The following is a 12,317-nucleotide window of genomic DNA, read 5'->3' as shown; positions in this document are numbered from 1 at the left end:
CAATACTAGAATTTGAAACATAGAATTTTTGAGACAAAAAAAACACTTCTGGTTAGAGGTAAATTAATTGATTTATCCAATCGTCCATTGATAATGGGGATTCTAAATGTAACCCCTGATTCATTTTATGATGGCGGAAAATATCTTACTTCTGAAAATATTGTCAGAAGGGCCGCCTCAATGCTGGAAAACGGAACTGATATTATCGATCTTGGAGGTTATTCATCAAGACCTGGAGCTGAAAATATATCAATTGAAGAAGAAAAATCACGAGTTACCAAGGCCTTAATAATCATAAAAAAAGAGTTCCCTGATTGTATTGTCTCTGTAGATACATTCAGATCTGAAGTTGCCAGAATTGCAGCGGCAGAAGGAGCAGAAATAATAAATGACATTTCCGGAGGGGAATTAGATGAAAAAATGTTTGAAACTATTGCAGAGTTGAAGCTCCCCTATATTTTAATGCACATGAAAGGTTCTCCGGAAACCATGGCAAAACTTAACCAATACGACGATCTGATTGGAGAAATGCTGCAATATTTCCAGGAGAAAATATATCGTCTAAATGACCTGGGGGTCTGGGATATAATAATAGATCCGGGAATAGGTTTTTCTAAAAATAGTTTGCAAAACTTTCATTTGATTAGCCAGTTAGATATCTTCAGTGCCTTAAATCTACCAGTCCTTTTAGGTGCTTCCAGGAAATCTTTCATATACAAAACGTTAAACATTTCTCAGGAAGAAGCTTTAAACGGCACCACTGTTGTTAATACCATAGGACTCTTAAAAAATCTTAGCATTGTCAGAGTCCATGATACCCGGGAAGCTAAGCAAATTATAGCTCTATTAGAAAAATTAAAGAATTGACATTATTGTATAAAATAGGATTCTTAGAAATTAGCTGGATAGATATCCTTGATATCCTGCTTGTTAGTTTCTTGCTTTACCAACTATACAAATTATTAAAAGGAAGTATCGCTGTAAAAATCTTTCTGGGATTTCTTTCTATTTATCTTATTTATCTCGTTGTAAAAGCTGCTAAAATGGAATTATTGACTGCCATTTTGGGTCAGTTTATTGGAGTTGGTGTCATTGCCGCACTTATCTTATTTCAGCAGGAAATTCGAAAATTTTTAATCATCATCGGGAAAACAACAGCATTTAACAGATCTTTCTTAAAGGGACTTCTCTGGAAAAAAAATTCTCAGCCCAATGCCGATGGCCTCAATTTAAATCCGGTAATTGAAAGTGCTAAAATATTGGGAGGAACTAATACAGGAGCTTTAATTGTATTTGCGAAAAGTTCAGAATTGAAGTTCTATGCGGAATCAGGCGATTTAATGGATGCACTGATTTCTAAAAGATTGCTAATTGCTATCTTTCAAAAAAATAGTCCTCTCCATGATGGCGCAGTTATTATCGCAAATAACCGAATTAAGGCAGCCCGATGTATCCTGCCTGTTAGTGAAAACACAGATTTACCTGCCCACCTGGGTCTTAGACATAGAGCTGCAATCGGCCTTACTGAAGTTACAGATAGTATAGTTTTAATTGTTTCTGAAGAAACAGGTCAGATTTCGTTGGCAATTAATGGTAAAATACATACCAATCTTTCAAAATCAGAATTGAAACAAAAGCTCCACTTTTATTTATTTGAAGATGAGGAAAAAATAAAAGAGGGTGAAAAAGAGGAAATAGAAAATTAAAGTCTATTCCTTCTTTTTCATAAATGGAAGGGCAACCTTTTTAACAATTGCTTCGTCAGATTTTTTTTCCACAACTTCCTGAAGTAAAAATCTTCTGCGAATATCATTAATTAAAAATTTCTTTTGTTCTGTAAAGCTGTTCGGATGAACCTGCTCAAAGATTTCTTTCAATTCCTGCCATTTTAAAGGATCATATTCCTTAAAAGCCTTAGAATCAATTTTTTTACTAATACAATACTCCTCCCAAGTCATTTTACAAAATTACAAGAAAGTAATGATAGATTTCTCATATAAATTAAAAACCATCAAAGACATTAACGTTTTGCTGGGCTTCGATGTATTTCTTTAAATATTTTAATGGATAATTAAATTTATACCTTCCAAAAGAAAGCACTCGAAGCAAAATCGAAAGGCCTACAATAAAAACAAACAGAGCAACAAACGAAATTAGCGAGAGGAAAAATGAGTAGGTAAGTTTAGTTTCTTTCATTTTTATCCTTGGTTAGTTTACAAATATTTTACAACATTATTTCGTTTTTGTTTAAAATATATAATTATTTCAATAAAAAACAAAACAAAAACAACAAGAAATAAATTATTAGCCTTATCAAACCAGTCCGTCTTTTTATTTAAATTATTAAAATTTATCTTTGTTAAATCCACAAACAGGTATTAAGATGAAAAAAGTCCTATTCTCATTTGCTCTTTCATTGCTCATGATCAGCAATTTGATAGCTCAGAATCAGCTTCCAATAGATGCTGAAACTAAAAAAATAACTTATACAGAGGTTGTCCAGGTAGATGGAGCCAAAAAAGATGATCTATATCTGAAAGCTAAAAATTGGGCGCTTGCTAATGGATTCAAACAAGTAACGGATTCTAAAGCAGAGGGCAAATTTGTCGCAAAAGGACATTTTGGTGTTCAGTATCCCAGTCCGATGAGAGGAATGAACCATTCAGGAACAGTCAACTATCTTTTTTCTATTTCAGTGAAAGACGGTAAGTACAAATATGAGCTGGTTGACTTTGTACATGAATCTCCGAAAGGGAATGGTGGTAAACTTGAAAATGAACTACCACAGTGTGGCAAATACACTTTGGTTCCTGCGGGTTGGAGTACCATCAAAACAAAATCGGCTGAATCTGCTCAGGCTACAGTAAACAGCCTCAAACAAGAGCTTGCAGGAGCTCCTGCAGCTGCAGAAAAAAAATCAGAAGATTGGTAATAAACTCTTTAAGAGCAAAATGGGGAATTACCCCATTTGCTCTTATCTAAAATTACTTGAGTAATTTCTTCTCCCTCTATTAGGACCTTTTCCACTCCTTTTTATTTTTACAACGGTGTTATTTTTATATCTTTTCTTTTTCCTTTTAAAAAGATTCTTTTTCATCTTTTTCGGCCCTTTTAATGGGGAAACTTCACTCGCTTCTTTTTGAGAGTATGCAAAAGTTTGAGTTGCTCCCCCCCAACCTAAAGAAAGTGTAATCATCAACCCAATAACTATATTATTTTTCATAATTCTCATCCCTTCATTTCTCCTTACTTAAAGTAACTTCTGAAAATTTATGAAAGTTATTCCGAAACAATTTGTAGAAAGTTCTTATTTCTTCTAATTATCCCTTTAATAGAAAAATCAATTAGCTTATCCACGGGTAAAAGAGCAAATTGAACATAATACTTTGATCATACAGTAGTGTTAGCTAAAAGAGCAACAATATGCACCCTTATAACTTTCTTCCAGAATATTGAGTTATTTTTTTAAAACGGAAACTGAGGAGGGCATTATGCACCACTATTATGATAGAGATTACTTGTCGGAAAGATTGTTCTCAAAACTATGCATAAATAATAAAGGAGAATTATGTGAGATGATCGCCTTTGAGGGGGAAACAGTAGAAATAAAATTTAATTGTCTTCGCGAACACTTGATTTATGGGATTTGCTTCGCCTTTAATCCTAAGTTTGAGACCAAAAGGAAAAAATGACACCTTCTTTTCTATGTCATTGTTTTTATAGAAAAAAGGGTGATATGGAGAAAGATAAGAAGAGAGAGTTGTCTGATATCGTTGTAAATTATAAAGGGCAATTGTGTGAAATCCTTGAACTAGGAGAGACTATCTTCGTACATCTGTTTAATTCTTTAAGAGAAGATTATTACGCAGGTGTTTGCTTTAGCTTTAATCCTTCGTATGTAACGAAAGATAAAAATTGGTAAAAAAGAAGAGGCTGATTTTAATGAATCAGCCTCTTCTTTTTTTGAGAAATCTCTTTACTCGCCAATTACAATGAATTCAACCCTTCTGTTTACCAAATTCTCTTTTTTATCATTGCTTTGTATTACTCCCTTTTGCTCACCAAGACTTTCAATCGTAAGCCTGTCCTTTTCAATCCCTTCTTTAATCATAAAATTCATGATCGTCTGAGCCCTTTTTTCAGACAATTGCTGGTTGTATGTAGAGCTTCCTATAGGATCAGCATATGCACAAATCTTAATTTTCATTTTGGGATACTCTTTCATCATCTTCACTACTTCCATTACTTTTTGTGTAGAATATTCTGTAAGTGCCTGATAGGAATTGTAAGTGAAATGAACTTTAGGCTTTAAAACACTTCCAACAGCTGGAGAACTTTTTGTAGGAACGTCACCGGACTGCACTTCTTTTACAGGTGGATTATTTAAATGTGCCTGATTTTGAATAGCATAATTTATCTGAATATCTTGATATCTGTTCAATACCACCATATCATTATCGAGTATTTTCATTTCAGTTCTTCTATTCAACTGCCGGCCTCTTTCATTTTCATTTGTACTTATAGGCATTGTAGAACCATAACCTTTAGCTACCATTCTTCTTTTACCAATTCCTTTCTCGGCAAGATACTTCAATACTGCTGTCGCTCTTTTTTCAGATAATTTTTTATTATACTTAGCCTTTCCTACATTATCCGTATGTCCAGACAATTCTATTTTCAACTCTGGGTGTTCTTTTAAGAAAGTCACCAATCTTTCTAATTCTGACTTAGATTCTTTTTTTAGTTCTGATTTATTAAAGTCAAAGAACATGTTGTTTAGCACAATAGAATTTCCAGCTTTGAGAGACTCCAACTTTATATTTTTTGTAATCTCAAAAAATGGGTTTTTAGTATCTATATTGATATTTTCAGAATGAAACATATATCCGTTAGCTTCTACTGTTATTCCATAATTAGTTCCATGAGGCAACGCTAAAGTATACTGTCCGGTAAGTGAATTGGAATTATAAAATCCTATTTTTTCCTGATTATTATTATTCACAACTGATATAGTTGCTGAAACTGGTTTCCCTGTTTCTTCATCCAGCACTGTTCCTTTTACCAGAGCAAGATTAGAAGTAGGATGCGGTCTATTAATTACATAAATATCAGATTCTCCATAACTATCAGGTCTGGAAGATGAAAAATACCCCTTGGTACCATCTGCAGACCAGATAAAGTTATCTTCATCATCAGCTGTATTAATAGGATACCCCGCATTTTCCGGAGTTGACCACTCCTTATTTACATCATCATAAACTGAAGTCAGTATATCAAAACCACCCATTGATTTATGCCCATTTGAGGAGAAAAAAAGTGTTTTATTATCTATGCTTAAATAAGTAGGTTTTTCGTCAAATTCGGAGTTAATCTTTCTTCCAAGGTTATAAGGTTGTCCCCACTTTCCAGAAGCATCCATTCTTACACCATAAATGTCACTCCCTCCAAAACCACCCAAGCGGTCACTGCTGAAGAAAATAGTTTTTTCATCTGCAGCTATTGCAATAGTTGCTCCGGGCTCCCAGTTAATGTTGTTAAAGCTCTCATCCAGTAGTATGGGCTCAGACCAATGATTTCCTTCAAGAGTACTTACCATAATACTACCACTTCTGACTTTACCTATGTGAGATCTATAAAGAAATAGTTTATGCCCATCAGGTGATATTCCTATACAAGCGTCATGCAATTCTGTGTTCAAGGACACCAGATCTACAGGAGTTCTCCATTTCCCCAAAGAATCCTTATAACTTATATAAATATCTTCGTAATAATGATTATCCTGAATATCAATTTTCCCACCTGTAGTACTTGCTCTTCTGGAAGTGAATACAAGAGTAGAACCATCAGCTGATGTCAATGGTACAATATCCGGATAAGAACTGTTAATTCCAGGTCCCATGTTTTTAACCTCAAGGGTCAATGTGTCTTTTACAAGTTCTTTTCCGATCTGACACATTTCTATGTACTCTTCAACTGGAAGTCTGTCTTTAACTTTAGTTTTTGCAGTAAGGGTATCACTTAATGAGATCTGATAACTTTTATAATAATTTATAGCTTCATCAAACTGATGATTTAAATGAGAAATTCTTCCCAAATAATAATTTAAATCTAAAAACGAATAGCCTTGATTTTGAGCTCTCTGAAAATAAGGTAAAGATTCTCTTCTATGTTGAAGATTAAACTTGCAAACTCCTATACGGTATGGAATTTCAGCATCTCCGGGTTTTAAGCTGTCCAATCTTTCATATAATACTAAAGCTTTTTGGAATTGCTCCGTCTGGTAATAACTAGTTGCTTCTTGCTCTAGTTTTTTCACAGCACGACTTTGACCATTCGCTTTTGTAAAAGATGCGAAAAACAAAATAATACAGATCAAACTGTAGATGTTCCTTTTCATAGTGAGATTAATCGTTAAAAATTTTAAATTGGTAGACTTACAACTAGAAACCATCAAAACTGGACAAAATCTACCAACAAAAAGCGAAATTAACTCATTCTTAACAATTAAAAAAGGAAATATCCTTTAAAAAATTGTACTATTAAAGGGAAAAATTTAACATTACTGCCAAGTTTAATAAAAACCTTCTTGGTCTTCTACTTCCAATAGCGAATCAGATGCAATACTATCTGCTAATACTGGCTCTGGTCTGGGAGGACAACTTATGTTAATAGACAATTTTTTAGGTCGTTTGAAATAACCTTTAGGGATATTTAAACTTTCATCAGCATATACTTTTTCCATGTAGAGGCCAAATATTGGCAGTGCAATTTTTGACCCTTCTCCCAATTGCGAAGTTCTAAAGTGAATACTTCTATCTTCTCCTCCTACCCATACACCTGAAACCAAATTTTTTGTAATGCCCATATACCAGCCATCAGAGTGATTAGAAGTTGTTCCTGTCTTCCCCCCAACCTCATTTCCTCTAAAAATATTGTATTTAAATAAAGCTTGAGAGGTGCCTCCTCTTTCTTCAACTCCTCCTTTCAGCATATGTACCATTACATATGCTACATCTTCAGATAGCGCATCTCGGGTTTTAGGAATTACTTCATGAAGAATATTTCCATTACGGTCTTCTATTCTTGAAATAAAATATGGCTCTACCCAGACCCCGCTATTTACAAAAGCACTGTAGGCCCCTACCATTTCATAGACACTTACATCACTGGAACCAAGACAAATAGATGGAACCGGTTCAAGCTTACTTGTAATTCCTAATTTTTTTGCTTCATTAATAACAGCATCAATACCAATTAATTTTAGAACCTGTGCTGCTACTGAATTAATAGAACGCCCCATAGCCTGTCTTAAAGTCATACTATCACCTGTAAATATCCAATCTGCGTTTTTCGGTGACCAGGTTTTCATTTCACCTTTTTCTTCATATCTAAAGGTAATTGGCGCGTCTGGCAACAGATAGCAAGGTGTGTACCCCTTCTCAATAGCAGCTGCATAAACAAAAGGCTTAAAAGAACTACCAGGCTGTCTTCTTCCTTGTTTTACATGGTCATATTTAAAGTATTTGTAATTAATTCCTCCAACCCATGCTTTAATTTCACCACTTGAAGGATCCATCGACATAAATCCAGAATGAAGAAAATGCTTGTAATACTTTAAAGAATCTATAGGACTCATTATTGTATCTTTCTCCCCATCCCAGCTGAATACAGTCATTTTTACAGGTGTATTCATCACAATATTTATGGAATCATGACCTTCTCCAAATTTCTTAACAAGCATTTTATAGGTCGATGTCCTTTTAGAAACCTCCTCAATAAAGGTGGTAATTTCTTTTTTATTTTCATATCTCCAAGGATTTTGCCCTTTCCAATGTTCAAAAAACTTTTTTTGAACAACTTTCATATGCTCTCCAACAGCATCTTCCGCATGCTTTTGCATTCTTGAATCAATTGTAGTGTAAATCCTCAATCCATCGCCGTACAAATCTTTTCCGTTCTCCTTACACCACTTCAATAAGTATTTATTTAAAACTCCTCTGAAATATGTCGCAATGCCATCTATGGAATTTTCTACTTTGAAATCTACTTTCAATGGAATTTTTCTTATGGAATCGTAATCTTTTGCATCAAGAACTTTATTCTGAACCATCAAATCAAGTACAACATTTCTTCTCTCCAAAGAATTTTCAGGTCTGAACACCGGATTGTAAAGAGTAGTTGCTTTTAATGCCCCTATCAAAGTCGCAGATTGTTCTATTGTGAGGCTATCTGGTGACGTATTAAAAAATGTCCTTGCTGCTACTTTAATTCCGAAAGCATTACTTCCGAAATCAACAGTATTCAGGTACATATTTATAATTTCCTCTTTTGTATAATTTCGTTCTAACTTTATTGCCAACATCCACTCTTTGGCCTTATACAAAAGGACATTAATTATGGGTACAGAGCCAAGTATTCCTTGAAATTCATCATTTCTAGTTTTAAAAAGGTTTTTAGCCAATTGCTGACTCAATGTGCTCGAGCCTCGTTGATCACCTCTGACCATATACCAGAATATTGCGAAAAATCCTTTGGCGTCTATTCCCGAATGTTCATAAAATCGTACATCTTCAGTTGATATCAGGGCCTTAATAACATTGGGAGATATATGGGTTAAATCAACTGGACTTCTGTTCTCCCTGAAATATTTACCTAATAGAATATTATCTGCTGAATAAATTTCTGAAGCTTGATCTGAAGAGGGATTTTCAAGATCATCAATGCCTGGAATCTGTCCAAACAGCCATAAAAAGTTAATTTGCAACAATATTACAAATCCAATTATATAATAAAGAACTCCGCCCCCTATAATCCAAATGTATTTGGCTAATTGTTGATAATCAAACTTCCTGGTATTCTCCATGACCCCGCAACTAACTTCTAATCTTAATGTGTGTTATTGTTCGAAATTTATTCTTCATCTACGATGATAAAAACATCCTCGTTCTTCTTTTTCATTAAATAATTTTCACGGGCAAATCTTTCCAATTCTTTAGGGTTATTAAAAAGTGCTTCCCGCTCTTTCTTCACTTCTTCTATCTTTTCTTCATAAAATACTTTCTGACCATCCAAATCTTTAATTTTTCGGCTAGCTCTAAACTGATTAATAAAATCATTAGAATCGAAAAATATCATCCATATTAAAAAAATGATACTTGAAATAAAAAAGAAGTTCTTAGTAAATGGCGGAAGTTTTGATAACATGATTTTTTACAGAAGATATTTTGCTAAAAATAGAAAATGAGAGGGTAAAAAAAAAGTCCCTTTCTCAAGGGACTTTCAATATTAGATTTTTCTGAAGTTTTTACCTGGGTAATAAGCAATCTCTCCGAGCTCTTCTTCAATTCTAAGAAGTTGATTGTATTTAGCCATACGATCAGAACGAGAAGATGATCCTGTTTTAATTTGACCAGTATTCAAAGCTACTGCCAGATCTGCAATAGTATTATCTTCAGTTTCTCCAGATCTGTGTGACATAATGCTTGAGTAAGAATTTCTCTTAGCTAAAGTTACAGCATCGATAGTCTCAGAAAGAGAACCAATTTGATTTACTTTAATCAGGATTGAATTAGCAACCCCCTTATCAATTCCTTCTTGTAAACGTTTAACATTTGTTACAAAAAGGTCATCTCCTACCAACTGAGTTTTCTTACCAGCAAGGTCAGTTAATTGCTTCCAGCCAGCCCAGTCATCTTCTGCCATGCCATCTTCAATAGAAACAATCGGGTATTTATTAACCCAGTCATTCCAGAAATTGGCCATATCAGAAGATGATAATTTGTCTCCTGTAGACTTTTTGAAATGATACATTTTGGTTTCAGCATCATAAAATTCAGAAGCAGCAGCATCAAGTGCAATAAACACATCTTCTCCAGGTCTGTAACCAGCAGTTTCAATTGCCTGAAGAATGATCTTTAAAGCCTCTTCGTTGGATGGAATATTAGGAGCAAAACCTCCTTCATCACCAACATTGGTTGACATCTTTTTAGATTTCAACACTTTTGCCAGATTGTGGAAAATTTCAGATCCCATTCTCATCGCTTCAGTAAACGAAGCTGCACCTGCTGGAACAATCATGAATTCCTGAAAATCAATAGAATTATCAGCATGACTTCCACCATTCAATATGTTCATCATTGGAACTGGCAATGTTACTGCATTTACACCACCTACATATCTATAAAGTGGCATACTAGCCTCTTGAGCTGCAGCTTTAGCGACAGCAAGAGAAACACCAAGTATTGCATTAGCACCTAACTTACCTTTGTTATGGGTTCCATCCATCTCGATCATGATCTGATCAATTAGTTTCTGCTCAAAAACTGAAGCACCAACTAACTCTGCAGCAATCTTATCATTTACATTGGCAACAGCCTTCAAGACTCCTTTGCCCATGTACTTTGATTTATCACCATCTCTCAATTCTACAGCTTCATGACTTCCTGTTGAAGCTCCTGAAGGAACGGCAGCACGCCCAAGAAACCCATTTTCTGTAATTACATCTACTTCTACAGTAGGGTTACCTCTTGAGTCAAATATTTGACGGGCAACGATTTGTTCTATTAAGCTCATTTTTTTGTTAAAAATTTAATTAAAAATTTATTTTCTAAGTAATGAAATAAATTCCTCAAATAAGTAATGGGAGTCATGCGGTCCTGGGGACGACTCAGGATGATACTGAACTGAAAACGCCTTTTTATTTTTAATTCTAATCCCCTCTACCGTATTATCGTTAAGATTGATATGAGTAACCTCAACTGTTTCACTAGTTTTAACCGCTTCAGCATCTACACTAAATCCATGGTTTTGTGAAGTAATCTCACTTTTACCAGTAAGTAGATTCTTAACAGGATGATTTAATCCTCTATGGCCATGGTGCATTTTGTAAGTAGGAATTCCATTAGCTTCAGCCAAAATCTGATGCCCTAGACAAATACCAAATAGAGGTAAATCAAAATTCAAGATCTTCTTAACAGTTTCTATTGCATATATAGTCGCAGCTGGATCACCGGGTCCATTTGATATAAAATAACCATCAGGTCCCCATTCTTGCATTTCCTCAAAAGAAGTAGTTGCAGGAAATACCTTACAAAATACGTCTCTACTTGTAAAATTATTTAAAATACTTTTTTTAATCCCTAAATCGAGAACTGCAACTTTTAAGGAAGCATTTTCATCACCCGCATAATATGCATTTGGTGTACTTACTTTACTTGACAATTCTAATCCACTCATTGATGGAATATTCTTTACCTCAGCAAGTAGTTGTTCAGCATCAAGTATTTCAGAAGAAATAATTGCATTCATCCCTCCCTTACTTCGGATATGCCTTACTAGCTCTCTGGTGTCTATCTCACTTATACCAACAATATTGTTTCTTACAAAGTACTCCTGAAGTGTCCCTTCTCCACTTTTTCGCGAGTAAATATCTGAAAAAGTTTTGCAGACAAGTCCACTAAATTTCACAGAATCAGACTCTTGCTCTTCATTCACAACACCATAATTTCCTATGTGAGCAGTAGTATTCACAATAATCTGACCATAATAAGAGGGGTCAGTATAAATCTCCTGGTACCCTGTCATTCCTGTATTAAAACAGATTTCGCCTCTGGTTGTACCAATTTTACCTACGGCTAGGCCTTTATATAGAGTGCCATCTTCAAGAACAAGGAGGGCCTCCTTGCGAGTGTTGTATTTCATTGAGGAATATATTTGCGCAAAATAAAAAAAGGATTTGACAAAAGTCAAATCCTTTTTTTATTTATACTATTTTAAAATAGCTATATTATTCGCTGTCTTTAGCTTCTGTATTATCACTTGACTTACTTTCAGTAGATTTTTCAACTTTAGCTTTAGATTTAGCTTCAACAACTGCTTCACCAGCCTTAGAAGATTTTCTACTTCTCCTAGTTTTAGCTTTTCCAGCCTCTTTTGCAGAAGATTTAGTGTAAAGTTCATTGAAATCAACTAATTCAATGATACACATTTCTGCATTATCACCTAATCTATTTCCAGTACGAAGGATTCTTGTATATCCACCTGGACGATTTGAAACCTTTTCAATTACGTCAGAGAATAAAGTGCTTACAGAATCTTTATTCTGAAGATAAGAAAACACAACCCTTCTAGAATGTGTAGTATCATCTTTTGCTTTTGTAATTAGAGGCTCAACATACTTTCTCAAAGCTTTAGCTTTTGCAACTGTAGTTGAAATTCTTTTACTAATAATTAGAGAAGAGGCTAGATTTGAAAGTAAAGCCTTTCTATGACTATGGGTTCTCCCCAAATGGTTATCTTTTTTACCGTGTCGCATTGTA

At 34.5% G+C, this 12,317-nt stretch carries 13 protein-coding genes; 4 read left to right on the top strand and 9 right to left on the bottom strand.

Going from position 1 to position 12,317, the window contains the following annotated elements; translation table 11 throughout:
* Positions 1–12: 12 nt before the first annotated feature.
* Entirely contained in the window at positions 13–867 is an 855-nt protein-coding gene (folP, locus tag MYP_RS06580; RefSeq protein WP_045460211.1) for a dihydropteroate synthase, read from the top strand.
* Positions 864–1,706 carry a diadenylate cyclase CdaA gene (gene cdaA / locus MYP_RS06575; RefSeq protein WP_045460209.1) on the top strand — a complete coding sequence of 281 codons (843 nt, stop codon included), beginning with the start codon at positions 864–866 and terminating at the stop codon, positions 1,704–1,706. Before folP ends, cdaA begins: the two co-directional genes overlap by 4 nt.
* 3 nt (positions 1,707–1,709) lie before the next feature.
* Here cdaA and MYP_RS06570 read toward each other — a convergent pair whose 3' ends face one another.
* The gene (locus MYP_RS06570; protein WP_045460205.1) at positions 1,710–1,958 is read right to left on the bottom strand and encodes a hypothetical protein; all 249 of its coding nucleotides are present in this window, start codon (positions 1,956–1,958) and stop codon (positions 1,710–1,712) included.
* 43 nt (positions 1,959–2,001) lie between these two features.
* Positions 2,002–2,196: a hypothetical protein gene (locus MYP_RS26035; RefSeq protein ID WP_156140372.1), complete on the bottom strand. Its 195-nt coding sequence runs from the start codon at positions 2,194–2,196 to the stop codon at positions 2,002–2,004.
* 187 nt (positions 2,197–2,383) lie between these two features.
* On the opposite strand from MYP_RS26035, the gene MYP_RS06565 reads away from it, so the two are divergent.
* Positions 2,384–2,932, top strand: coding sequence for a DUF4468 domain-containing protein (locus MYP_RS06565; protein WP_045460201.1), 549 nt, complete (start codon positions 2,384–2,386; stop codon positions 2,930–2,932).
* A 42-nt stretch (positions 2,933–2,974) separates the two neighbouring features.
* Here MYP_RS06565 and MYP_RS06560 read toward each other — a convergent pair whose 3' ends face one another.
* Positions 2,975–3,223, bottom strand: coding sequence for a hypothetical protein (locus MYP_RS06560; protein ID WP_156140369.1), 249 nt, complete (start codon positions 3,221–3,223; stop codon positions 2,975–2,977).
* A gap of 513 nt (positions 3,224–3,736) precedes the next feature.
* Between MYP_RS06560 and MYP_RS06550 the strand changes: the two genes are divergently transcribed.
* Complete coding sequence (locus tag MYP_RS06550; protein WP_156140367.1) at positions 3,737–3,922, top strand: hypothetical protein; 186 nt, start codon at positions 3,737–3,739, stop codon at positions 3,920–3,922.
* Positions 3,923–3,976: 54 nt separating this feature from the next.
* Here the strand turns inward: MYP_RS06550 and MYP_RS06545 are convergent, their stop codons facing one another.
* The 6 genes from MYP_RS06545 to rplQ all read right to left on the bottom strand — a co-directional run bounded on the left by MYP_RS06545 (position 3,977) and on the right by rplQ (position 12,313).
* Entirely contained in the window at positions 3,977–6,397 is a 2,421-nt protein-coding gene (locus tag MYP_RS06545; RefSeq protein ID WP_052429993.1) for an OmpA family protein, read from the bottom strand.
* 174 nt (positions 6,398–6,571) lie between these two features.
* Positions 6,572–8,863 (bottom strand): penicillin-binding protein 1A, encoded by a 2,292-nt coding sequence (locus MYP_RS06540; protein WP_045460188.1) that lies wholly within the window; start codon positions 8,861–8,863, stop codon positions 6,572–6,574.
* Positions 8,864–8,910: 47 nt separating this feature from the next.
* Positions 8,911–9,204 carry a septum formation initiator family protein gene (locus tag MYP_RS06535; RefSeq protein WP_045460184.1) on the bottom strand — a complete coding sequence of 98 codons (294 nt, stop codon included), beginning with the start codon at positions 9,202–9,204 and terminating at the stop codon, positions 8,911–8,913.
* Positions 9,205–9,285: 81 nt separating this feature from the next.
* Positions 9,286–10,572: a phosphopyruvate hydratase gene (gene eno / locus MYP_RS06530; protein WP_045460181.1), complete on the bottom strand. Its 1,287-nt coding sequence runs from the start codon at positions 10,570–10,572 to the stop codon at positions 9,286–9,288.
* Positions 10,573–10,599: 27 nt separating this feature from the next.
* Complete coding sequence (carA, locus tag MYP_RS06525; RefSeq protein ID WP_045460178.1) at positions 10,600–11,700, bottom strand: glutamine-hydrolyzing carbamoyl-phosphate synthase small subunit; 1,101 nt, start codon at positions 11,698–11,700, stop codon at positions 10,600–10,602.
* 85 nt (positions 11,701–11,785) lie between these two features.
* On the bottom strand, positions 11,786–12,313 hold the full coding sequence (rplQ, locus tag MYP_RS06520; protein ID WP_045460175.1) for a 50S ribosomal protein L17: 528 nt from the start codon (positions 12,311–12,313) through the stop codon (positions 11,786–11,788).
* Positions 12,314–12,317 lie beyond the last annotated feature (4 nt).

This window comes from Sporocytophaga myxococcoides (genome assembly GCF_000775915.1).
Lineage (GTDB): Bacteria > Bacteroidota > Bacteroidia > Cytophagales > Cytophagaceae > Sporocytophaga > Sporocytophaga myxococcoides_A.
The sequence above is the reverse complement of the archived record's forward strand: the minus strand, read 5'-3'. Positions and strand labels throughout refer to the sequence as shown.